We start from the raw sequence: 22,733 nt of genomic DNA on the forward strand, positions 1-22,733 counted from the left end.
CCGGGGGATGGAGAGGTGGACGGGGGTGGGGGTGCGCGGTCGGCCCCCACCCGTGGGCGGGGGCCGACCGGGTCAGGAGCGGTGGACCTCGAACTCGGCGAGCTGGCCGGCCGGCCAGCCGGTGTTGCCGGTGACGGTCAGGCGCAGGTACCGCTGGCCGGTGGCGGGGAAGGTGACGGTCACGGTGTTGCCGGTCGCCGGGTCGAAGGTGTACCCGGCCGATGCCTTCAGCATCGTGTACGTCGACCCGGTGGTGGAGCCCAGCACGGCGACCGTCTGGGTACGGGTCTGCCAGGCCGCCGACGGGGGCAGCCGCAGCACCACCCGGGACACCTGTTGCGTCGCGCCCAGGTCGACGGTGAGCGACTGCGGGAAGGCGTTGTTGGCGCTCTCCCAGTAGGTGCCCGCGTTGCCGTCCACCGCGTTCGCGGCCACGTACACGTCGGCGTGGCTGGTGGCGGTGACCGGACGGCCGACGGCCAGGTTCCCCGACGGCGGCGGGGTGGTCGGCGGAGCCGTGGTGGGCGGTGGCGTGGTGGGCGGTGGTGTGGTGGTGCCGTCGCCGTACACCTCGAACTCGGCCACCTGGGCGGCGGGCCAGCCGGTGTTGCCGGTGACGCTGAGCCGGACGAACCGGCGGTCCCCGGCGGGCAGCGGGATCGACACGGTGTTGCCGCTGGCCGGGTCGAAGACGCGCCCGCTCGACGCGGCCAGCGTGGCGTACGCCGCCCCGTCGGTGGAGCCGAGCACGGCGACCGTCTGGGTACGGCGTTCCCAGCCGGCGGGCAGCCGGAGCACCACCCGGTCCACCCGGCGGACGGCGCCGAGGTCGACGGTCAGCGTCTGCGGGAAGGCGTTGTTGGGGCTCTCCCAGTAGCTGCCGGTGTTGCCGTCCACCGCGTTGCCGGCGGTGTAGGTCTGGTTGCTGCCCGACGCGGTGGCCGGCCGGCCGAGGGCCAGATTGCCGCCGGTGGGCGGCGGGGTGGTCGGGTTCGGTGTCGGGGTGGTCGGCGTCGGGCCGGGCGGGCTGGTCGGGCCGTTGCCCCACTGCGGCTCCGGCCACGGCCCGCAGTACGGGGTGGCGGTGTACCAGCCGGAGTTGCCGGCGCCCTGGGTGATCTGGAATCCGCTGCCCACGCAGTTGTGCATCGGGTTGGCCTGGGCGATCCGGGTGGCCCGTGCGTTGGTGAACGAGACCCGGCTGGCGGCCTGCACCTGGAGGGCGTACGTCCCCGCCCCGTCGATGCGGACGTTGTTGAGGTTGATCCCGTTGGTCTCGCCCTCGATCCAGTGCAGCGCCGCGTAGGAGCTGTCCAGGATGTCGGTGTCGGTGATGTTGACGGTCGGGTTCTGGAACGGCTCGTTCAGGGCGGAGAACCAGATCGCGCCGACCCCGAAGCGCCAGTTGTAGTCGGAGTTGCCGTTACGGATCAGGGTGTTCCGGGCGATCGTCCAGGTGCCCAGGACGGCGGTGGGCCCCTGCACCCCGGGGTACCGGTTGGCGACGTGGATGCCACCGCCGTTGGTGACCGAGTCCGCGGTCACGTTGTCGGTGATCTTGATGTCCCGGCCACCGTAGCTGACCAGGTGGTTGGCGAGGATGGTCACGCCGATGGTGTTGAACGTGAAGGAGTTGTTGACGTTGGGCACGTTCTGCGCCCACATGGCGAGGGCGTCGTCGCCGGTGTTGCGGACGAACGTGTTGGTGACGGTGGAGTTGGTGACTCCGGTGTGGAAGTTCACCCCGTCGGCGGTCTGGTCCAGGATGCGGCTGTTGCGGATGGTGAAGTTGTCCATCGGGCCGTCCATCCACGCCCCGACCTTGGTGTGCTGCATCCAGACGTTGTCCACCACCGAGTTGCTCATCGCCCCGCCGATGGCGTTGACCTGGTGCTCGTCGACCCGCTCGCGAATGTCGCCGATGATGGCGAAGTCCCGCAGGGTCACGTTCCGGCTCGGCCCGTTCGCCTCGTGCGGCCGGATCTCGCCGGAGTATCCGCCGCCGGGGACGTACTTTCCGTAGATGCCGGCGGCCCGCTTGCGGTCGGTGGGGTGCCGGCCGCCGAGCACCGAGTACCACGGCCCCGCGCCGCGCAGGGTCACCCCGTCCACCACCACGTGGTCCCAGAGGGTGAAGGTGCCGGTGGGGATCCAGACCGCCCGCCCCTGCGCCTTCCCCGCGTCCACCGCGGCCTGGAACTTCGCGGTGGAGTCGGTCGCCCCGGTCGGGTCGGCGCCGAAGTCGGTCACCACGTCCAGCACGCCGGCCGGCTTGGCGATCGCCGCCCCGACCCGCTCGAAGTCCGCGAGGTCGATGGTGAAGGTCGGTGACTGGGCGGTCGAGGAGACCTGGAGGCGGATCTTCGTGCCGGTCGGGTAGGTGGCGCCGAGGAAGGTGCGGGCCTCGTCGTAGAAGTGGTGCGGGTTGGTGTCGCCCGGGTTGTTGTTGAACGGGTATCCGCCGTAGTACCAGCCGTACCGGGAGGTGACCGGCACGCTCTTGACCAGCGCGCCGTTGGCCCGCAGGTCGATGGTGGCGTCCCGGCCGGTGCCGGCGGCGTTGTCCGGCAGGCTGTACCGGAAGGTCACCGCGTCGGCCGGCTCGGTGAGCGTGAACTCGACGTACTCGCCGACCGCGTCGAGGGTGACGGCCTCCCGGCCGGACGCCTCCGAGGGCAGGGTGCCGTACCGCCGGTCCGGACCGATCCGGGTGCCGGTGTGGACGGCTTCCTCCGCCTCGTGCTCGACGAACGGGACGGTCGCCCCCCGGCCGGGGATGTCGAACGGCGAGAGCCCGGCGGCCCGGGCCGGGGTCGCGGTGGAGGTCAGCGCGACGACGGTGATCGAGGCCGCGGCGAGGGCGGTCGCGGCGAGCGCGGCCAGGCCGGCCTGGAGGCGGTGTCGTGGTGGACGGTGGGGCGGGACGGTGTGGTCGGCCATGAGCGATCCCTTTCGTCAGGTGGCCAGGTCCCCCGTGTGCGGTGCGGTGATGTTCCCTCCGTTCCTGCTCCCCGCTCGACCAGGTCGCGGGGGACGGCGCGCTGCCGGCGGCGGGGACGGACGCCACCGGCAGCCGGACGGTCAGCTCGGGTCGGACCCGTGCGGCGCGGCACGCAGCCAGACGGCGGTGTCCGCGGGTAGCAGACCGTGGTCGAGCGGCCCGCTGGCCAGCACCAGTTCCCCGTCGGCGGGGATCGGGATCGGCGCGTCGGAGAGGTTGACCAGGCAGCGGAAACCCCCGCCCCGGCTGAAGGCGAGCACCCCGTCCGGGGCGGGCAGCCAGCTCAACTCGCCGTCGCCGAGCGCCGGTTCGGCCCGCCGGGCCCGGATCGCCGCCCGGTACAGCTCCAGCATCGAGTTCGGGTCACCGGTCTGCGCCTGGACCGTCCGGTCCTTCCAGTCCGCCGGCTGGGGCAGCCAGGGTGCCGCCGCCCCGTCCGGGCTGAACCCGAACGGCGGCTCGTCGCCGGTCCACGGCAGCGGCACCCGGCAACCGTCCCGACCGGGGTCGACCCGGCCGGAGCGTTCCCACATCGGGTCCTGGCGCAGCGCGTACGGGATGTCCTCGACCTCGTAGAGCCCCAGCTCCTCGCCCTGGTAGACGTAGGCCGCGCCGGGCAACGCCAGCGAGAGCAGCGCGGCGGCCCGCGCCCGGCGGGTGCCCAGTTCCAGGTCGGTGGGGATGCCTTCGCGCTTGGTGGCGAAGCTGAACCGGGTGTCCGCCCGGCCGTAGCGGGTGACGTGCCGGGTCACGTCGTGGTTGGAGAGCACCCAGGTGGCCGGCGCGCCGACCAGGGCGTGCGCGCTCAGCGTGCCGTCGATGCTCTCCCGCATCGCGGCGGCGTCCCAGGCACAGCCGAGGAAGTCGAAGTTGAACGCCGCGTGCAACTCGTCCGGACGCAGGTAGTTGGCGAACCGCTGCCGGTCCGGCATCCACACCTCACCGATCAGCGCCCGGTCGCCGGGGTACCCGTCGGCGATCCGTCGCCAGGACCGGTAGATCTCGTGCACCCCGTCCTGGTCACGGAACGGGTGCGGCTGGTCCGGTCGGGTCTCCGGCAGCGTCCCGTCCTTGACCAGCAGCCCGGCCGAGTCGATCCGGATGCCGTCCACGCCCCGGTCGAACCAGAACCGCAGCACGTCCTCGAACTCCGCCCGCACCATCGGGTGGTCCCAGTTGAAGTCCGGCTGCTGGGCGGTGAACAGGTGCAGGTACCAGTCGCCGGGGGTGCCGTCGGGGTTGGTGGTCCGGGTCCAGGTCTCGCCGCCGAACTCGCCGACCCAGTCGGTGGGCCGCTGGTCGCCGTCCGGGCCCCGGCCGGGTCGGAACCAGAACAGGTCCCGCTCGGGCGCGCCCGGCCCGCCGGCGAGGGCCGCCTGGAACCAGGGGTGCGCGTCGGAGCAGTGGTTCGGCACCACGTCGACGATGGTCCGGATACCGCGCGCGTGTGCCTCCGCGATCAGCGCCTCCACCTCGGGCAGCGTGCCGAACACCGGGTCGATGTCGCGATAGTCGGCCACGTCGTAGCCGGCGTCGGCCATCGGCGAGGGGTACCAGGGGCTGAACCAGACCGCGTCGACGCCGAGCGCGGCGAGGTGGTCCAGTCGGGAGCGGATCCCGGCGACGTCACCGATGCCGTCACCGTCGCCGTCGGCGAAGCTCCGTGGGTACACCTGGTAGATCACCGCTCCACGCCACCACGGACGACCGTCTGCTGTGGTCACGAGCACCCTGCTTTCTGCGTCGGAGTGGGTCAGCCCTTGAGGCTGCCCGTGGTCAGACCGGACATGATGTTCCGCTGGAAGACCAGGAAGACCAGGACGGTCGGAATCGCGGCGATCACCGAGGCGGCGATCACCACGTTCATGGGCGTGCCACCCGAGAAGGCGTAGATGCCGACGCTGACCGTCCGGGTCTCGGGCGACGGCATGACCAGTTTCGGCCACAGGAAGTCCTTCCAGACCGCCGTCACGGCGAAGATCGAGACCACCCCGAGGATCGGACGCGACATCGGCAGGATGATCGACCACAGCGTGCGCAACGGCGTCGCGCCGTCCATCAGGGCCGCGGCCATCAGCTCCTCCGGGATGGAGTCGAAGAACCGTTTCAGCAGGAAGATGTTGAACGCGTTCGCCACCGCCGGCAGCCAGATGGCGAACGGCGAGTCGAGCAGGTTGACGCCCAGGATCGGCAGATCGATCACGGTCACGTACTGCGGGACGATGAGGACCATCGCCGGGATCATCAGCGTGGCCAGCATCAGACCGAGGATCAGGTTGCCGAGGACCGGCCGCAGCTTCGACAGCGCGTACGCCGCGGCGGTGTCGAGCACGACCTGGAAGACCAGCGCGCCGGCCGCGTAGTAGAACGTGTTGAACAGCAGCTTGGCGAGGTCCAGGTGGTGCCACGCGTCGGCGTAGTTCGCGAGCTGGGGGTCCTTCGGGAACAGCGAGGGCGGGGTCTGCGCGATCTCCTGGCCGGACTTGAGCGCGCCGGTGACCATCCAGTAGAGCGGCCCGAGGAAGACGAGTGTGAATCCCACGACGACGACGGCGAGCAGCGTCCAGTAGACGATCCTGCCGCGCCCCCGCCTGAGCTGGGCGTGGGAGATGAGGGTCCGGGTTCCGGTGTCGTGTGCCATCGTCCGCCTCAGTCCTGGTCCTGCTTCGCGGTCAGCCGCAGGTAGGCGGCGGAGAAGCCGGCCAGCACCACGAGCATGATCACGCCGAGCGCCGCCGCGCCGTTGAGGTCGTTCTGGAAGAAGCCGTGCTGGTAGATGAGGTACGCCACCGAGGTCGCCGAGTCCTGGGTGCCGGTGCCGTTCGCGAGGATCAGCGGCTCGACGAAGAACTGCATCGTGGCGACGATCTGCAACATCGCCAGCAGCGCCAGGATCAGCCGGGTCTGCGGGATCGTCACGTGGCGGATCCGCCGCCAGATCCCCGCGCCGTCGAGTTCGGCCGCCTCGTAGAGCTCACCGGGGATGTTCTGCAACGCGGCCAGGTAGATCAGGACCGCGCCGCCCATGTTCATCCAGGTCGACGCGATCACCATCGCCGGCATCGTCATCCCGGCGCTCTGCATCCACTGCGACGTGGGCAGGTGCAGCGCCGTGAGGATCGAGTTGAACAGGCCCGCGTCGCTGGGGTCGTAGGCGTAGAACTTGAAGAGGAAGAGCGCCGAGGCGGGCGGCAGCATCACCGGCAGGTAGACCAGGATCCGCAGGTACCCCTTGGCGTGGCGGAACTCGTTGAGCAGGATCGCCACGAAGAACGGCACCGCGTACCCGAGGACGAGCGCGAGAAGGGTGAAGGAGAACGTGTTCTTCCAGGCCGCCCAGAAGCTGGGGTCGGCGAGGATGCGTTCGTAGTTGTCCCAGCCGACCCAGGTGGTGACGCCGCGCCGGGTGCGCTGGAAGCTCATCACGACGCCGCGGATCATCGGGTACCAGGAGAAGAACGCGAAGCAGATCACCGCGCCGATCAGGAACGCGTGCCCGGTGAGGTTGTCGCGTACCTTCCGGCCGAGACTGGCACGCCGTGGCCCCGACGGGTACGGCGGCGCGGGACGACCCGGTTCTCTCCTGGTCCCCGGGACGGTGGTGATCGCCAAGGCAACTCCTGCCTGAGTCTGTGACACCGACGGTGCGGCGCGGAGGGTGCGGGGGCCGGGGAACCGGCCCCCGCGTCGCGGATCAGCCCTCGGCGGCGAGGAGCTTGTTGACCTTGTCTTCGGCCGTCTTGAGCAGGTCGTCGATGTTCGCGTTCGGGTTCGTCAGCACCCCGGACATCGCGGCGTCGAGGACCGCGTAGATCGCCTGCGCGTTCCGGGGCTCGCCCTTGATCGGGACCGGGTTCGCCTCGAAGACCGCGAAGTTCGCGGTGTCCACGTTCGCGTTCGCCTTGCGCAGTTCGAGCTCCTGCTTCTGCGCCTCGCTGCCGTTCGCGAACAGCAGCGGCTGGGGCAGGCCGACGGGGTAGTTCTGCGGCTTGGCCCGGACGTAGTCGAACTGGCCCTTGCCCGGCGTCAGCTTCTGGTACGCGATCCACTTCAGACCGGCCTCGACCTGCTCGGGGGTGAGGCCCTTCTTGAAGAAGTAGCCCTCGCCACCGCCGAGCGTCCCCTTGGCCGGGCCGTCCTGGCCGGGCAGCGGACCCATCGCCCAGTCCTGGAACTTGCCCTGGAACTGGCTGACGATCGCCTGGGTGGCGTCCGGGGCGCCGACGAACATGCCGACCTTGCCCGCCCCGGCGTTGGTCAGCAGGTCACCCCACTGCAACAGCTGACGGGCGCCCATGCTGTTGTCGCCGTACCGCATGTCCTTGAGGTTCTGCAGGACCTGCCGACCCGTCGCGTTGTTGAAGTCGGCCTTCTTGCCGTCCTCGGTCAGCACCCGGCCGCCCTGCGAGTAGAGCAGGGAGGTGAAGTGCCAGCCGCCGGTGTTGCCGGCGCTGTACTCGGCGTAGCCGGCGACGCCGTTGCCGAGGGCGGAGATCTTCTTGGCCGCGTCCCGGACCTCGGGCCACGTTTTGGGCGGGTTGTTGACGTCGAGACCGGCCTGCTGGAACAGGACCTTGTTGTAGACCAGCCCCATCGAGTAGTTCTTCACCGGGACGGCGTAGAGCTTGCCGCCGTCGGTGAACGCCTCCTTCAGCGCCGGGTCGACGCTGTCCCAGGTCGGGATCGTGTCCTTGGTGGCGTACTCGGTGATGTCCATCGCCTGACCGGAGTCGAGCACCTGCTGGAGGTCGGTCATGTACCCGTAGAACACGTCGGTCACCGTGCCGCCGGCCAGGCGGGCGGTGAAGTCCGGCGGGTTGTTGCACTGCTCGCCGACGCTCACGCTCTTGACGACGATGTCCGGGTTCTGCCGCTGGAACTCGGCGACGTCGTCGTTCCAGTTCTTCAACAGTTCCTTCTGCGAGCCGACCGGCTGGCAGTCGACGGTGATGGTGACCTTGCCGCCGGCGGTCGCGTCGGTGTCGTCGCTCTTCGTGGAACATGCCGTGAGGCCGAGCCCCAGGCCGGCCGCGAGCGTCAACGCCGCGACCTTCCGGTACTGCGGTACGGACATCTGTCCATCCCTTCGGGGAACGTGAGGCTCCGTGACCGTCGCCGATCCACCGGATCGCCCCGTGACCGGGCTCTGCTGCTTCCCGCCGGGTGACCAGGCCCTGGAGCTGGGTGGTGTCAGGTGTGAGTGGGGTCACTGTAACGAGGCGAACTAATTTCAGCAAGGTGTCGACTGAAATCTGAAAGGACGCGACCCAGGGGCAACAGAGAGCACCCTGATCCTGTCGACTGTCCGAAGTAGTCGGATCTGCCACCCGGCGGTCCGTCCCTCGCCACACCGGGGCACGCCGCCTCGCCGGCACGCGGAGTCCTCCGAACGACCGACATCCCGTCGATCATGGAATCGTGGTACCTGGTCAGTGCTGATCGTGACGTTTGGGGGGTGCCCAAAGTCCATGACCGACGTCAGGCGACGGGTGGGGCTGCGGTGGGCGGGTCAGCTTCCGGTCCGGGCGTCAGGTCGACGGCGGGAACGCGGCGGTCGTCCGGCCACCCGGCGAGGGGGCGACCGGGCGGGTCAGCGACCCGGGGCGGGCGCGGTGGAACCCCGTACCACCAACTCGGGCTCGAACAGCAGCTCGTCGTGCAGCACGCCGGCCCCCTCGATCTGGGTGACCAGCAGGTCCACCGCGGCCTGCCCCATCGTCTCGATCGGCTGCCGCACCGTGGTCAAGGGCGGGTCGGTGCAGGTCATGAACGCGGAGTCGTCGAAGCCCACCACCGACACCTCGGCCGGCACCGCGCGACCCGACCGCCGGGCGGCCCGGATCGCGCCGAGGGCCAGCACGTCGCTGGCGCAGATGATGCCGGTCACGCCGCGCTCGATCAGCCGGCTCGCGGCGACGCGCGCCCCCTCCAGGGAGAAACTGGACCGCTCGACGCACTCCCGGTCGTCGGCCCAGTTCGCGGCCCGGACCATCGCGTCCAGCTTGCGCCGGGAGGGCACGTGCCCCTCCGGGCCCAGCACCATGCCGATCCGGCTGTGCCCGAGCGACCGCAGGTGCCCGTACGCCTGCTCCACCGCGACCGCGTCGTCGGTCGAGACCCGGGGGAAGCTCAGCTCGTCCACCCCCGCGTTGACCAGCACCACCGGCAGGCCCCGGTCGGTCAGCCGTCGGTAGTGCTCGTGCGGGGCGTCGGCCAACGCGTACGACCCGCCGGCGAAGATGACCCCGGAGACCTGGTGGTCCAGCAGCATCTCGACGTAGTCGGCCTCGGAGACGCCACCGATCGTCCGGGCGCACAGCGCCGGGGTGTAGCCGCGCTGGGCCAGCGACCCGGTCACCACCTCGGCGAGCGCCGGGAAGATCGGATTCTGCAACTCCGGGAGCACCAGCCCGACCAGCCGGGCACGCTCCCCGCGCAGCTTGGTCGGCCGCTCGTAGCCCAGCACGTCCAGGGCGGTCAGCACCGCGGTACGGGTCGCCTCGGAGACACCACCACGACCGTTGAGCACCCGGCTGACGGTGGCCTCGCTGACGCCGGCCTTCCTCGCCACCTCGGTCAGTCGCTTCGTCACGCCGCGATGGTACTGCACCGGTTCTGCAAGAAATGGGCTGCCGGCTGACGTGTCACGTCAAGTCGAGACGGGGTGGAGATCCTCGCCGCCACCCTTCGTCGACGGGTCCGCCCGTGGCGTCGGCCCGCCGACGTCACCCCGCGCCCGGGCGCAGGCTCAGGCGGGGTCCGCCGGAACCGTTGACGAACCGGTAGCACATCTGAAACATTGAGGACCATCACCCTGCAAGAACTAGACGGGGCGATGAAATCTCCGTGCCAACCGACGAAATACGTGTGGGTTGCGCCGCCCCGGTCGTTCCGGCCCTCCTCCCCGACTCCCCCGTACCGGAATCCGGGCTCGTCGAACCGCACCCGCTCCTCCCCGAGTCCGGGTCCCACGGTCTCGGCGCCACGTGCTCTGTCGCATCCCAGGAAGGGCGTCATGAAACGGAAGAAGCACAGCCGACGACTGGTCGGCGGTCTCCTCGCCGCCGGGCTGGTCGGCATGGTGGCGATCTCGCCCGGCCCGGCGCTCGCCGCCGGCGGCCCCAACCTGTCGTCCGGCAAGTCGGCCTCGGCGAGCGGATCCCACGGTCCCTACGTCGCGGCCAACGTCACCGACGGCAACCCGCACACGTACTGGGAGAGCCCGTCCCACGCCTTCCCGCAGTGGGTGCAGGTCGACCTCGGCGGCAGCGTCGCCGTCGACCAGGTGAAGTTGAAACTGCCACCGGTGGCCGAGTGGGGCGCCCGGACACAGACCCTCGCCGTGCAGGGCAGCGCCAACGGCAGCACCTTCAGCACCCTCTCCGCGTCCGCCGGACGGGTGTTCGATCCGGCCTCGGGCAACACCGTCACCATCGACTTCGCCGCCGCGAACGTCCGGTACGTACGGCTGCACGTCACCGGCAACACCGGGTGGCCCGCCGCCCAGATCTCCGAGTTCGAGATCTACGGCGTGGACGGCGGTGGTGGACCCGTCGACCCACCGGTCGGCACGAACCTGGCCGGCGGCAAACCGATCGAGGCGTCGTCGTCGATCTTCACCTTCGTGGCGGCCAACGCCAACGACACCAGCCCCACCTCGTACTGGGAGTCCGCCGGGTTCCCCTCCACCCTGACGGTGAAGCTGGGCGCCGATGCCGACGTCACGGCGGTCGTGGTCAAACTCAACCCGGACCCGGTCTGGGGACCCCGTACCCAGAGCCTCCAGATCCTGGGCCGGGCCACGGCGAGCACCGGTTTCACCTCGCTGAAGGCGACGGCCGACTACGCGTTCAGCCCGTCCGGCAACCAGAACTCCGTGACGATCCCCATCACCGGTCGGGTCGCCGACGTGCAGCTGAGGTTCACCGGCAACACCGGCGCGCCCGGTGGGCAGGTCGCCGACCTCGAGGTGCGGGGCGCGTGGGCGCCGAATCCGGACCTGGTGGTCACCGCGACGAACTGGAGCCCGACCTCGGTGAACGAGACCACCCCGGTCACCCTGTCGGCCACGGTCCGGAACGCGGGAACCGCCGCCGCGGGTGCGACCCGGGTGGACTTCCGGATCGGCGGCACGGTGGTGGGCAGCGCCCCGGTCGGCGCGCTCGCCGCCGGCGCCTCGGCCACCGTCTCGGCGAACGTCGGGACGCAGCCGATGGGCAGCCACAGCGTCTCGTCGGTGGTCGACCCGGCCAACACGGTTCCCGAGCAGAACAACGACAACAACAGCTTCACCGCCGCCACGCCGCTGGTGGTCACCCAGGCGCCCGGCCCCGACCTCCAGGTCGTCGGCATCGCCACCAACCCGTCGAACCCGGCGGTGGGAGCGGCGGTCACGTTCACCGTGTCGGTACGCAACCGTGGCACCACCGGAACGACCGCCGCCACCGTCACCCGACTCGTGGTGGGCGGCACCACGCTCAACACCACCACCGCCACGGTGGCCGCCGGGGCGACGGTGAACGTGGCGATGAGCGGCCAGTGGACCGCCGCCGCCGGCGGGGCCACCGTCACCGCCACCGCCGACGCCACCAACGTCGTGGCAGAGACCAACGAGTCCAACAACGCGTTCTCCCGGACGATCGTGGTCGGGCGGGGCGCGGCGACACCGTGGGTCGAGTACGAGGCCGAAGCCGCCCGCTACCAGGGCACCCTGGTCGAGGCCGACCCGCTGCGCACCTTCGGGCACACCAACTTCGGCACGGAGTCGTCGGGACGCCGGTCGGTGCGACTGAACAACACCGGGCAGTTCGTCGAGTTCACCTCGACCAACCAGGCCAACTCGATCGTGGTGCGCAACTCCATCCCCGACGCCCCGAACGGCGGCGGGATCAACGCCACCATCAGCCTCTACGCCAACGACGTCTTCGTCCAGAAGGTGACCCTCTCGTCGCGGCACAGCTGGCTCTACGGCACCACCGACGACACCGAGTCGCTGACGAACACGCCCCAGGCCGACGCCCGCCGGCTCTTCGACGAGTCGCACGCGCTGCTGGCGCGGTCCTACCCGGCCGGCACCCGGTTCAAGCTCCAGCGGGACGCCTCCGACACGGCGTCGTTCTACGTCATCGACCTGATCAACCTGGAGCAGGTGGCGCCCCCGGCCACCAAACCGGCCGAGTGCACCTCGATCACGGCCTACGGCGCGGTGCCCGACGACGGCGTCGACGACTCGGCCGCCATCCAACGCGCCGTGACGGACGACCAGAACGGCGTCATCGCCTGCGTCTGGATCCCGGCCGGGCAGTGGCGGCAGGAGCAGAAGATCCTCTCGCCGGACCCGACCCGGGGGCAGTACAACCAGCAGGGGATCCGCAACGTCACCATCCGCGGCGCCGGCATGTGGCACGCGCAGCTGTACACCCAGACCGAGCCGCAGAACGTGGTGGGCAACATCAACCACCCGCACGAGGGCAACGTCGGCTTCGACATCGACGACAACACCCAGATCTCCGACATCGCCATCTTCGGCATGACGACCAACCGGGCCCACCGCGGCCACGGCCTGAACGGACGGTTCGGCCGGAACACGAAGATCAGCAACGTGTGGATCGAGCACGTCAACGTCGGCGCCTGGGTCGGGCGGGACTACTCGGACACCCCCGCGTACTGGAACCCCGGAGACGGACTCGACTTCTCCGGCATGCGGATCCGCAACACCTACGCCGACGGCATCAACTTCTCCAACGGCACCCGCAACTCCCGGGTCTTCAACTCGACCTTCCGCACCACCGGCGACGACGCCCTGGCGGTCTGGGCCAACCCCCGCGTCAAGGACCCCACGGTCGACGTCGGCCGCAACAACCACTTCGTCAACAACACCGTCCAGCTTCCCTGGCGCGCGAACGGCATCGCGATCTACGGCGGCTCGGGCAACACGATCGAGAACAACCTGATCTCCGACACGATGAACTACCCGGGCATCATGCTGGCGACCGACCACAGTCCACTGCCCTTCTCCGGCACCACGCTGATCGCCAACAACGGGTTGTACCGGTGCGGCGGTGTGTTCTGGAACGAGGACCAGGAGTTCGGCGCGATCACCCTGTTCGCCGCCGGCAGCGACATCCCCGGCGTCACCATCCGGGACACCGAGATCCACGACTCCACCTACGACGGCATCCAGTTCAAGACCGGCGGCGGCACCATGCCGAACGTCGCCATCACCAACGTGAAGATCGACAAGTCGAACCACGGCGCCGGCATCCTGGCGATGAGCGGTGCCCGTGGCAACGCCACGCTGACCAACGTCACCATCACCAACTCGGCCGACGGCGACATCGTCCGGCAGCCGGGCTCGACCTTCTCCATCACCGGCGGCTGACGCCCGGCGACCCTCCGGGATGTCGCCGACCCGCGAGCGGCGGTGACATCCCGGAGGACCCTGCTCGCTCCACCCGCCCACCGCCGACTCTCGTCATCCCCCACGAGGAGGATCACCATGGGACTCTCTCGCCGTACGCTCATCGGATCCGTCGCGGCCGGCACCGCGCTCGCCGCCGTGTCACCCGACGACCTGGTGCGGGGAGACACCCCGCCGGCCGCCGCGGCGAGTCCGCCGGGCGACGTGGTCGGCAAGATCACCGTCGGTTACCAGGGCTGGTTCAGCTGCCCGGGCGACGGCGCGCCGATCGGCGGCTGGTGGCACTGGAGCCGGGACCGCTTCCAGCCACCGTCACCGGGCAACACGACCATCGTGTCCTGGCCCGACATGCGGGAGTACACCAACGGCTACGCCACCGCCTACCCGGCGCTCGGCAACGGCCAGCCCGCACGGCTCTTCTCCTCCTACGACCAGCAGACCGTCGACACCCACTTCCGCTGGATGCGGGACCACGGCTGCGACACCGCCGCGTTGCAGCGGTTCAACCCGTTCGGCGACGAGGGACCCACCCGGGACGCGATGACGGTCAAGGTCCGCGACGCGGCCGAGCGGCACGGCCGCAAGTTCTACATCATGTACGACGTCACGGGCTGGACGGCGATGCAGTCGCAGCTCAAGGAGGACTGGACGACGAAGATGTCGGCGCACACCGCCTCCCCGGCGTACGCCCGGCAGAACGGCAAGCCGGCCGTCTGCGTCTGGGGCTTCGGGTTCAACGACGACGGCCGTCCGTTCGCCCCGGCGGCGTGCCTCGACGTCGTGCAGTGGCTCAAGGCGCAGGGCTGTTACGTCATCGGCGGGGTGCCCACCTACTGGCGGCAGGGCATCAACGACTCACGACCGGGCTTCTCCGAGGTCTACCACGCCTTCCACATGATCTCCCCGTGGATGGTCGGGCGTACCGGCACCCTGGACGGGCTCGACTGGTTCCACACCAACGTCAACCTCCCCGACCTGGCCGACTGCGCCGCGCACGGCATCGACTACCAGCCCTGCGTGATGCCCGGCGACCTGTCGGCCGGGCACCGGCGGCACGGCGACTTCTACTGGCGGCACCTCTACAACATGGTGCGGCTCGGCGCGCAGGGCCTCTACGTCTCGATGTTCGACGAGTACAACGAGGGCAACCAGATCGCCAAGACCACCGAGACGCAGGCGACCACGCCGGCCGGGGTGGGGATCCGCTCGCTCGACGAGGACGGCACCGGATGCTCCGCCGACTACTACCTGCGCATCACCGCCGACGGCGGCCGGATGCTCAAGGGCCAACTCGCCCTGACCCCGGTCCGGCCCACCCCGCCGGTGGTCGGCGGCCCACCGGCCGGCGGGAACCTGGCCGCCGGCCGGCCGACCAGCGCCAGCAGCCAGAACGGTCCCTTCGTCGCCGGCAACGCGGTCGACGGAGACCGGGCCAGCTACTGGGAGGCCGCCAACGGCGTCTTCCCCCAGTGGTGGCAGGTCGACCTGGGCGCCGGCCACCCGGTCTCCCGGATCGTCCTCGCCCTGCCGGCCGGCTGGGAGACCCGCACCCAGACCCTGTCGGTGCAGGGCAGCACCGACGGCGCCACCTTCACCACACTCGCCACGCCGGCCGGAATCCGGTTCGACCCGGCGACCGGCAACACCGCGACCGTCACCGTGCCGACGACCACCGTCCGGCACGTCCGGGTGACGGTCACCGGCAATACCGCGTGGCCGGCGGCGCAGCTCGCCCAGGTCGAGGTGTACGCGACCACCACCGCCCCACCGACGACCGACCTGGCCCGGGGCCGACCGACCGCGACCAGCAGCCACAGCCAGGGGTACGTCAGCGGACACGTCGTCGACGGCGACGCCCACAGCTACTGGGAGAGCGCCGGAGGCGCGTTCCCGCAGTGGGTGCAGGTCGACCTCGGCACCGCCACGTCGGTCGGTCGGCTGGTGCTCGGCCTGCCGCCCTCGACCGCCTGGTCGGCACGGACCCAGACCCTGTCCGTCCTGGCCAGCAGCGACGGCAGCACCTGGCGCACGATCGTCGCACCGGCCGGTCGCGTCTTCGACCCCGCCGCCGGCAACCAGATGGCCGTCACGTTCGCCGCGACCACGGCGCGGTACGTCCGGATCCAGGTCACCGGCAACACCGGGTGGCCCGCCGGGCAGCTCTCCCGCCTGGAGGTGTACGCCACCTGACCACCACCGCCCCACCGCACCACCACCACCGCCGCCGCCCGCCGCTCCCCCCACGCGCCGCCCGCCGCCCGCCGCGCCCGGGTGGTAGCAGGGGTCCCCTGCAGTCGCTTTTTGATGAGCAGGGGACCCCTGCTACCTCGCGGCGGGGCCGCGCCGGCTATCCGCGCGCCGGCCGCCGGTGGGGCGTCGGGCGATGGTGACCGGGGTCGGCGACCAGTGCGCCGGACGGCCGAGCGACACCGGCACCCCCGTCGCGGCGTCCCCCCGGGCGGCGTCGAGCTGGGCGCGGGTGAGGAAGATGCTGCCGGTCAGGTCCGCACCGCGCAGGTCGGCGCCGCGCAGGTCGGCACCGGTCAGGTCGGCCAGGTGCAGGTCCACGCCACGCAGGTCCGCGCCGATGAGGTACGCCCCGCGCAGGTTCGCCGCCCGCAGGTCGGCCCGGCGCAGGTCCGCCCCGACCAGGTCCGCGCCCCGGTGGTCGCGACCCGGTCGGCCGCCCCGGGAACGCACCCGGGCGCTGGCCCGGGTCAGCACCGGGTTGACCTCGCCGCGCAGGGTGTCCACCTCGACCGCGCGCAGCTCGTCCGGGCCCAGCCGGGTGTGGGCGGTGAGCCGCTCCCCCACCTGTCGCAGCTCGCCGTCGAGCGGGTCGCCGGGACGCAGCGCGACCGCCGCGCTGACGTACCACAGCAGCTCGTGCAGGGCGCGCAGCACCGGGAAGACGGCACGCACCGGTTCGGCCAGCTCGGGGTGGGCACGCCAGTCCCGACCGCCGAAGGTGACCTGGGCGAGCTGCTGTCCCGCCCCGAAACAGTCGAAGACCGTGCAACCGGGAAAGCCCCGGTCCCGCAGCCGATCGTGGATGCCGCAGCGGAAGTCGTCCCCCAGGTTCGGGCAGGGTGTGCCGGCGGGCTTGTCGACGGCGAAGTCGGCGGACGCGGCGAACGCCGGTACGTAGCAGCAGAGCCCGAAGCACCGCGCGCAGTCCGCCCGCAGGTCCGCCGTGCGGGGCAGGGTGGTGGGCGTGGGGCTGCGGTCGGTGGGCACGGCAGGCAAGCCTATCCGGCCCGGACGGCAGCACCGCCAACGGTCACCGGGGCGGAGCGGTCTGCCGCAGCACGGTGTCGAACAACCGGAGCATGCCCTCCTCGCCGACCGGGGCGGCCGGGTCGACCTCGTCGCGGTGCAGCGCCTCGCGGAGCACGGTCAGGGACGGGTCCCGGGCCAGCGCCCAGTGGGCCGCCCGCGTCTTCCCGCAGTGCGTGCCCTCCACCGCGAACCGCCAGATCCGGGCAGCGGTGAACACCATGAACGTGGCGTTCTCCACGTCGTCGGTGAGCGACCGCCACGTGGTCAGCCAGTGTCGACCGCGCTCGTGCAGCCAGCCGGGCGGCACCGGCCCGAGGACCTCGCCGGCCCCGGCGCCGTACCGCGACCGCCCGTGTGCGCGGGCCGTGGAGAACTCGGCCGGCAGGTCCGGGTCGGCGGGCACCCGGCGGGCCACCTCGACGCCGACCGAGGTGTGGTCGTAGCGGCCGACGTGCAGTTCCAGCGGTGGGGTCCGGGTCGGCGTGGCCGCGACGTCGGCGGTGACCACGTGCAGGTCCACGCCGGTCGCGTCGCCGAGTCGGGCGTGGCGCACCAACTCCGCCAGGGCTTCCGCCTGCCGGTCGGTCAATCCGTCCGTCACGACGGCGAGGACGTCGACGTCGCTGCGGCCCGGGCGGAAGTCACCGGTGGCCAGGGACCCGTGCAGGATCACCGACCGCAGCCCGGTGCCGAGCGCGTCGACGATCGACGCGGTCAGCTCGTCGACCGCGACGCGGGTGGCGGTGTCGGGGCTCATCCGTCGTTCGTGCCAGCGGCCCGGCGCGCGCCGGCGGAGGCCATCCCGAGCCAGGTGTGCGGGTTGCCCGCCCAGCACCAGCCGAGCTTGGGAGACCTCTGACTGATCCAGATCGCCGGCACCCGGCGGTCACCCGAGCGGGAGCCGCCGAGCGAGAAGCACTTGTTCTTCACCAGCACCTGCGGGAAGTGGGTGATCAGGGCGATCCCCTCCTCGATGGTGAGCAGGGTCCGGCCCCGCCCGGCGATGGTGTCCATCGCGTCGTTGGGTACGACGCCGCAGAACTCCTCGCCGCGTTCCACGTCGAGCAGAAGGTAGGCGTTCCGGTCGGGCAAGACCGTGCTCGCGGGGGCGACGAAGCGTTCCAGGGAGCCCGGCTCGAAGGACCCGTCGACGAATCCCGGCTTGCGTCCGCCGGGAAGCGTGGTGCGGGGCATGGTCTGCTCGATCGGCGCGAGCTGACGGGTGACCACGAGCAGGAAGGGCACCCGGCCGGCCACCGGGTCCGGCGGGGTGTCGCCGTGACCGACGGCGGCCTCCCGCAGTGGGGCGAGCGAGTCCGCGAACCGTTGCGGGGCGAGACCGGCCAGGGCCGGGTAGTCGAGGTCGAGGAGGGTGCGGACCTGCCGGTCGAACTCGGTGCCCGGGTCGTGGGAGGGCTGCTGGGTCATGGGTTCCTCTCGGGTAGGGCCGGTCGGGACGCCCGCCGGTGGGCCGGGTCGACGGCCTGCCGGAACGGGGACGGGGCGGTCAGGCGGGAACGGGGGCGACCCGGGCCAGCGCGCCGATCTCCAGTGCCACCCACAACGCCCCGTCCGGGCCGCAGGTGATGCCGTGCGGTTCGGAGCCCGGCGTGGGCAGGTCGTGGACGACGACGGTGCCGTCGCGGGTGACGGTGCCGACCCGGTTGGCGCCCCACTCGGTGAACCAGGGGGCGCCGGTGCGGTCGGTGGTGACGGCGTGCGGGCGGGCGGTCCGGTCGGGCAGCGCGACCTCCTCGACCTCACCGCCGGGCGTGATCCGGCCGAGCTGGCCGGCGCCGATCTCGACAAACCAGAGGACGCCGTCCGGGGCGACGGTGATCCCGACCGGCGCGGCGGCGGGAGTCGGCAGGGGTCGCAGGGTGACCGCCCCGTCCATGCCGATGCGTCCGACGGCGTTGGCCTGGTTGAGGGTGAACCACATGCCACCGTCGCCGCCAGCGACGATCATGGAGGGGAAGGCGCCGGTGGTCGGAAGCGGGAACTCGGTGACCCGGCCGTCGGTGGTGATCCGGCCGATCCGGTCGGCGGCGGTCGCGGTGAACCAGAGCGCGCCGTCGGGTCCGGCGGCGATGCCGTACGGCCCGCAGCCCGGGGTGGGGAGCGGAAACTCGGTCACCGCGCCGTCGGTGGTGATCCGCCCGATGCGGTCGGCCCGGTACTCGGTGAACCACAGGGCGCCGTCCGGTCCCGGGGTGATCATCGTCGGGCCGCAGTCCGGGTCGAGGGGATGGACGGTCGGCGCCTCCCCGGGGACGAGGCGGCCGATCCCGCCCCGGTGGACCAGGGTGTACCAGAGCGCGCCGTCCGGGCCGGTGACGAGCGCGTACGGCCCGGCGTCCGGCTCGGATACCGGGAACTCGTCGATGGTCACGCTGCGCACAGTGGCTCCTCCTGGTCGTGGACGGCCCGCCGCTCCGGACAGGGGACGAACTTAGACCCGACCCAAAAATATGTCAACTATAAATTTGGTATCGGCCTAAGTACGATGACGCCATGAGCGGAGAGACGCCCGGGCTGCGGGCTCTGAAGAAGCGCATCACCAGGGACACCATCTCGCAGCACGCCACCCGGCTGTTCCTGGAGCGGGGTTTCGACAACGTCACGATCGCCGAGGTGGCCGCAGCGGCCCAGGTGGCCAAGATGACGGTCACCAACTACTTCCCCCGCAAGGAGGATCTCGCCCTCGATCTGCGGGACGCGTTCGTCGACGGGCCGGCCACCACCGTCCGCGATCGGGCGCCCGGGGAGTCGGCCCTGGCCGCGCTGCGCCGGTCCTACCTGGCCGCCGTGGCCGCGCACGACCCGGTCATCGGCTTCTCCGGGCCGGAGTTCGCCCGGATGGTCACCGGCAGCTCCGCGCTGGTCGCCCGGCTGCGCGAGTTCCACGACGACCGTGAGCGGGCCCTGGCCCGCGCGCTCGCCGAGGAGACCGACGCGGCACCGGACGACTTCCTCCCGCGTGTCGTGGCCGCCCAGCTCGGCGGCGTCCTGCGGCTGCTGCTGGAGGAGACCCTGCGCCTCACTCTCGACGGGCACGCCGACGACGACATCGCGCGGCGCGTCACCGCCTGCACCCGGACGGCCTTCGCCGCGCTGGAACCCGCCCTCGGCGACTACGCCGTCCGCCCCGCCCGCTGAGTCAACGGCGGCGGCCCGGTTCGGGCAGCCCGGGCGCGACCACCGACAGTTCGAGGGCGGCGGAGAGCGGCGCCACCCCCGGCCCGCCGGCCCGGACCCACCGGGTGATGTCGTCCACCACCTCGTCGTCGAGGACCAGACCGAACCAGACCGGTCGCGCGCCGGCCCGCCGGGCCCTCGGCGCGGGGTGCACGACCACCAGGTTGGACTGCGCACACAGGTCGAGGCAGGCGCTGACCCGCAGCCGGTGCGGCGCGGGCAGGCCGGCCCGCAGCCGGCGCAGTTGCGCGTCGTGGTCGACCGACGGGTGCTTGCGCGCGCTCCCGCAGCAGCAGTCCCGGCACACGGTCACCAGGCAGCCGGACGGATCGGTCATGGTCGACTCCTCGGGCGTCGGTCGTCGACGGGCCGTCCCCGTCCCAGGTGTTCCTCGGCGATCCGCCCGGCGAGATCCGGGTCCACCCGCTCGTACCAGACGTCGTCCGGGTGGACCACCACGAGCGGGCCCAGGTTGCAGGGGAAGAGACAGCCGGTCGCGGTGACGAGCGCGTCCTGGTCGCCCAGACCGTGCGCGGCCAGTCCCCGGGTGAGCCGCTCGGCCACCTCGTTGGCGCCGTACGCGGTGCAGCGCGGGCCCCGGCAGACCAGGACGTGGTGCCGGTGCGGGGTGATGTGCGACCACGCCGGGCTGCGGAACGGACCGGGCGTGCCGCCGAGCGGCTGACGTGGGCCGGTCACCGCCTCGGTGATCGCGCCGACCAGGGCGGGCTGGTCGGCCAGGGGCGCGCTGACCGAGACCCGGGGCGGATCGTCGCGTCCGGCGGCCCAGTGCGCGTGGGCGCGGCGGATCCAGGTCTCCAGGTACCGGTCGGGTGGCAGGTGGGTCGGGACCAGCAGCACCTCGTCGACGCCGGCGGCCACGGCCGCGTCCAGCGCGGCGTGCAGGGACGGGGCCGCGCCGTCCAGGAAACACGCGGCCACCGGCACGCCGAGCGCCGCCGCCACCTCGTCGGCGAGCCGGTGCACGGTGTCCTGACCGCCGACGTGGACGACCGCGCGGGCCACCAACAGCACGTGGGTCATGACAGCGGCGGGTGGTAGGTGATGGTGGGCCGCCCGGTGACCGGGTGCGCCGCGACGTCGGCCCGGACGCCGTACACCTCGGCGAGCAGCCCGGGGGTGAGCACCTCGGCGGGTGGGCCGGTGGCGACCACCCGCCCGCCGGCCAGGACGACCACGCTGTCGCAGAACATCGCGGCGAGGTTCAGGTCGTGCAGCGCGGCGAGCGTGGTGACCCCGGAGCGGCGGACCAGGTGCAGCAGGTGCAACTGGTGGCCGATGTCGAGGTGGTTGGTGGGTTCGTCGAGCAGCAGCAACCGGGGTTGCTGGGCCAGCGCGCGGGCCAGTTGCGCCCGCTGCCGCTCGCCCCCGGAGAGGGTGTGCCAGCGACGGTCGGCGTACCCGGCCAGGTCGACCCGGGCCAGCGCCTCGGCCGCCGCCTCCCGGTCGGCGGCGGTGTCCGACCAGAGCGACCGGCGGTGCGGGATCCGACCGAGCAGCACCACCTGGGCGACGGTGAGGTCGAGGTCGGTGTCGGCGTGCTGGGCGAGCAGCGCGGCCCGACGCGCCAGCGTGGACCGGGAGAGGGTGGTGAGATCGTCGCCGTCGACGACGACCCGCCCACGGTCGGCGGCGGTGAGCCGGGCGACGATCCGCAGCAGGGTGGTCTTGCCGCAGCCGTTCGGTCCGAGCAGTCCGACCAGGCTGCCCGACGGGACCGCGCAGGTGACGTCGTCGAGGATCCGTCGGGCCGCGACGGTCCAGGACACACCGGTGACGTCCAGCATCAGCCGCGCGCCCTCCGCCGGTGCAGCAGCACCACGAACGCGGGCACGCCGAGCAGCGCGGTCAGCACACCGACCGGCAGTTCCCGGGGCGCGAAGAGGGTTCGCGCGGCGGTGTCCACCCAGACCAGGAAGATCGCGCCGGCCAGCACCACGGCGGGCAGCAGCCGCCGGTGGTCCGCCCCGGTGAGGAACCGGACGGCGTGCGGCAGGATCAGCCCGACGAAGCCGATCGCTCCGCTGATCGCGACCAGCACGGCGGTGAGCAGGGCGGTCGCCACCAGCAGCAGCCAGCGGACCCGGCCGACCGGCACGCCGAGGGCGGCGGCGGCGTCCTCGCCGAAGGCGAACGCGTTGAGCAGCCGGGCGTACGCCGCCACCAGGGCGAGCACCGCCACCAGGATCGGGGTGGCCCAGGCCAGCGCCGACCAGTCGACCCGGGCCATCGAGCCGGAGAGCCAGAAGGTGATGCTCTGGGTGGCGTGCGGTTCGGCGACCCAGATGATGACGAACGAGGTCGCGGCGGCGCAGAGTTGGGCGACGGCCACCCCGGCGAGCACCACCCGGGTGGGATCCAGGGCGCCGCGCAGGCCGGCCACCGCGATCACCGCCAGGAACGCGGCGAGCGCGCCGACCAGCGCGCCGCCGGTCAGCGAGGCGATCCCGCCGCCGAGCCCGACGACGAGGACCGCGACCGCGCCGAGCGACGCCCCGGAGGAGACCCCGAGCAGGTACGGGTCGGCCAGCGGGTTGCGGGTGACGGTCTGCATCACCGCGCCGACCGCCGCCAGTCCCGCCCCGACCACCGCCGCGCCGAGCACCCGGGGCAGCCGCAGCCGCCAGACGATGTGCTCGCGCAGCAGCGGCACGTCGGAGTGGACCAGGCCCAGCCGGTCGCCGACCACCGTCCACACGGTACCGATCGAGATGTCGGCCGGACCGACGGTGACCGCCGCGCCGATCGAGGCCACCAGCGCCACCAGCAGCCCGCCCACCAGCAGGGCCGCTCCGGCCGGGTGGCGGGGCCGGA

General features: G+C 71.9%; 17 protein-coding genes. 3 read left to right on the forward strand and 14 right to left on the reverse strand.

Annotation, left to right across the window (positions count from 1 at the left end; translation table 11 throughout):
* Positions 1–72: 72 nt before the first annotated feature.
* The 6 genes from GA0070618_RS29665 to GA0070618_RS29690 form a co-directional block, all read right to left on the reverse strand.
* On the reverse strand, positions 73–2,940 hold the full coding sequence (locus GA0070618_RS29665) for a discoidin domain-containing protein (RefSeq protein WP_088984580.1): 2,868 nt from the start codon (positions 2,938–2,940) through the stop codon (positions 73–75).
* Between the two features lie 141 nt (positions 2,941–3,081).
* On the reverse strand, positions 3,082–4,725 hold the full coding sequence (locus GA0070618_RS29670; RefSeq protein WP_088985933.1) for a glycoside hydrolase family 13 protein: 1,644 nt from the start codon (positions 4,723–4,725) through the stop codon (positions 3,082–3,084).
* A gap of 29 nt (positions 4,726–4,754) precedes the next feature.
* The gene (locus GA0070618_RS29675; RefSeq protein WP_088984581.1) at positions 4,755–5,642 is read right to left on the reverse strand and encodes a carbohydrate ABC transporter permease; all 888 of its coding nucleotides are present in this window, start codon (positions 5,640–5,642) and stop codon (positions 4,755–4,757) included.
* A gap of 8 nt (positions 5,643–5,650) precedes the next feature.
* Complete coding sequence (locus tag GA0070618_RS29680; RefSeq protein WP_088984582.1) at positions 5,651–6,613, reverse strand: carbohydrate ABC transporter permease; 963 nt, start codon at positions 6,611–6,613, stop codon at positions 5,651–5,653.
* 82 nt (positions 6,614–6,695) lie between these two features.
* A complete protein-coding gene (locus GA0070618_RS29685; RefSeq protein WP_088984583.1) occupies positions 6,696–8,075 on the reverse strand; it encodes an ABC transporter substrate-binding protein in 1,380 nt (459 codons plus the stop codon).
* A gap of 516 nt (positions 8,076–8,591) precedes the next feature.
* Positions 8,592–9,593, reverse strand: coding sequence for a LacI family DNA-binding transcriptional regulator (locus GA0070618_RS29690; protein WP_088985934.1), 1,002 nt, complete (start codon positions 9,591–9,593; stop codon positions 8,592–8,594).
* 423 nt (positions 9,594–10,016) lie between these two features.
* On the opposite strand from GA0070618_RS29690, the gene GA0070618_RS35270 reads away from it, so the two are divergent.
* Both GA0070618_RS35270 and GA0070618_RS29700 read left to right on the forward strand, forming a co-directional pair.
* Positions 10,017–13,382 (forward strand): CARDB domain-containing protein, encoded by a 3,366-nt coding sequence (locus GA0070618_RS35270; RefSeq protein WP_088984584.1) that lies wholly within the window; start codon positions 10,017–10,019, stop codon positions 13,380–13,382.
* A 117-nt stretch (positions 13,383–13,499) separates the two neighbouring features.
* Positions 13,500–15,611, forward strand: coding sequence for a galactose-binding domain-containing protein (locus GA0070618_RS29700; RefSeq protein ID WP_088984585.1), 2,112 nt, complete (start codon positions 13,500–13,502; stop codon positions 15,609–15,611).
* Positions 15,612–15,743: 132 nt separating this feature from the next.
* Here the strand turns inward: GA0070618_RS29700 and GA0070618_RS29705 are convergent, their stop codons facing one another.
* The 4 genes from GA0070618_RS29705 to GA0070618_RS29720 all read right to left on the reverse strand — a co-directional run bounded on the left by GA0070618_RS29705 (position 15,744) and on the right by GA0070618_RS29720 (position 19,101).
* The gene (locus tag GA0070618_RS29705) at positions 15,744–16,658 is read right to left on the reverse strand and encodes a pentapeptide repeat-containing protein (RefSeq protein ID WP_231931508.1); all 915 of its coding nucleotides are present in this window, start codon (positions 16,656–16,658) and stop codon (positions 15,744–15,746) included.
* 43 nt (positions 16,659–16,701) lie between these two features.
* Positions 16,702–17,457 (reverse strand): nucleotidyltransferase domain-containing protein, encoded by a 756-nt coding sequence (locus GA0070618_RS29710; protein ID WP_088984586.1) that lies wholly within the window; start codon positions 17,455–17,457, stop codon positions 16,702–16,704.
* Positions 17,454–18,128, reverse strand: a complete 675-nt coding sequence (locus GA0070618_RS29715; RefSeq protein WP_088984587.1) for a DUF5701 family protein — start codon at positions 18,126–18,128, stop codon at positions 17,454–17,456. Before GA0070618_RS29715 ends, GA0070618_RS29710 begins: the two co-directional genes overlap by 4 nt.
* Positions 18,129–18,207: 79 nt before the next feature.
* On the reverse strand, positions 18,208–19,101 hold the full coding sequence (locus GA0070618_RS29720; protein ID WP_088984588.1) for a Vgb family protein: 894 nt from the start codon (positions 19,099–19,101) through the stop codon (positions 18,208–18,210).
* Between the two features lie 113 nt (positions 19,102–19,214).
* Between GA0070618_RS29720 and GA0070618_RS29725 the strand changes: the two genes are divergently transcribed.
* Positions 19,215–19,859: a TetR/AcrR family transcriptional regulator gene (locus GA0070618_RS29725; protein WP_088984589.1), complete on the forward strand. Its 645-nt coding sequence runs from the start codon at positions 19,215–19,217 to the stop codon at positions 19,857–19,859.
* A 1-nt stretch (position 19,860) separates the two neighbouring features.
* Here GA0070618_RS29725 and GA0070618_RS29730 read toward each other — a convergent pair whose 3' ends face one another.
* The 4 genes from GA0070618_RS29730 to GA0070618_RS29745 are packed head-to-tail and all read right to left on the reverse strand — an operon-like array spanning position 19,861 to position 22,698.
* Positions 19,861–20,211 carry a hypothetical protein gene (locus GA0070618_RS29730; RefSeq protein ID WP_088985936.1) on the reverse strand — a complete coding sequence of 117 codons (351 nt, stop codon included), beginning with the start codon at positions 20,209–20,211 and terminating at the stop codon, positions 19,861–19,863.
* A 20-nt stretch (positions 20,212–20,231) separates the two neighbouring features.
* Entirely contained in the window at positions 20,232–20,942 is a 711-nt protein-coding gene (locus tag GA0070618_RS29735) for a (2Fe-2S) ferredoxin domain-containing protein (protein WP_088984590.1), read from the reverse strand.
* Complete coding sequence (locus GA0070618_RS29740) at positions 20,939–21,706, reverse strand: ABC transporter ATP-binding protein (RefSeq protein WP_088984591.1); 768 nt, start codon at positions 21,704–21,706, stop codon at positions 20,939–20,941. Before GA0070618_RS29740 ends, GA0070618_RS29735 begins: the two co-directional genes overlap by 4 nt.
* Positions 21,706–22,698 (reverse strand): FecCD family ABC transporter permease, encoded by a 993-nt coding sequence (locus GA0070618_RS29745; protein WP_231931509.1) that lies wholly within the window; start codon positions 22,696–22,698, stop codon positions 21,706–21,708. The genes GA0070618_RS29740 and GA0070618_RS29745 overlap by 1 nt, the downstream gene beginning before the upstream one ends.
* Positions 22,699–22,733 lie beyond the last annotated feature (35 nt).

The organism is Micromonospora echinospora, assembly GCF_900091495.1.
GTDB classification, from domain to species: domain Bacteria; phylum Actinomycetota; class Actinomycetes; order Mycobacteriales; family Micromonosporaceae; genus Micromonospora; species Micromonospora echinospora.

What these genes read in the sequence shown, in the direction of transcription:
- GA0070618_RS29665 (WP_088984580.1), bottom strand. Translation starts at nt 2,940, where the DNA reads ATGGCCGACCACACCGTCCCGCCCCACCGTCCACCACGACACCGCCTC.
- GA0070618_RS29675 (WP_088984581.1), bottom strand. Translation starts at nt 5,642, where the DNA reads ATGGCACACGACACCGGAACCCGGACCCTCATCTCCCACGCCCAGCTC.
- GA0070618_RS29685 (WP_088984583.1), bottom strand. Translation starts at nt 8,075, where the DNA reads ATGTCCGTACCGCAGTACCGGAAGGTCGCGGCGTTGACGCTCGCGGCC.
- GA0070618_RS35270 (WP_088984584.1), top strand. Translation starts at nt 10,017, where the DNA reads ATGAAACGGAAGAAGCACAGCCGACGACTGGTCGGCGGTCTCCTCGCC.
- GA0070618_RS29700 (WP_088984585.1), top strand. Translation starts at nt 13,500, where the DNA reads ATGGGACTCTCTCGCCGTACGCTCATCGGATCCGTCGCGGCCGGCACC.
- GA0070618_RS29710 (WP_088984586.1), bottom strand. Translation starts at nt 17,457, where the DNA reads ATGAGCCCCGACACCGCCACCCGCGTCGCGGTCGACGAGCTGACCGCG.
- GA0070618_RS29715 (WP_088984587.1), bottom strand. Translation starts at nt 18,128, where the DNA reads ATGACCCAGCAGCCCTCCCACGACCCGGGCACCGAGTTCGACCGGCAG.
- GA0070618_RS29725 (WP_088984589.1), top strand. Translation starts at nt 19,215, where the DNA reads ATGAGCGGAGAGACGCCCGGGCTGCGGGCTCTGAAGAAGCGCATCACC.
- GA0070618_RS29735 (WP_088984590.1), bottom strand. Translation starts at nt 20,942, where the DNA reads ATGACCCACGTGCTGTTGGTGGCCCGCGCGGTCGTCCACGTCGGCGGT.
- GA0070618_RS29740 (WP_088984591.1), bottom strand. Translation starts at nt 21,706, where the DNA reads ATGCTGGACGTCACCGGTGTGTCCTGGACCGTCGCGGCCCGACGGATC.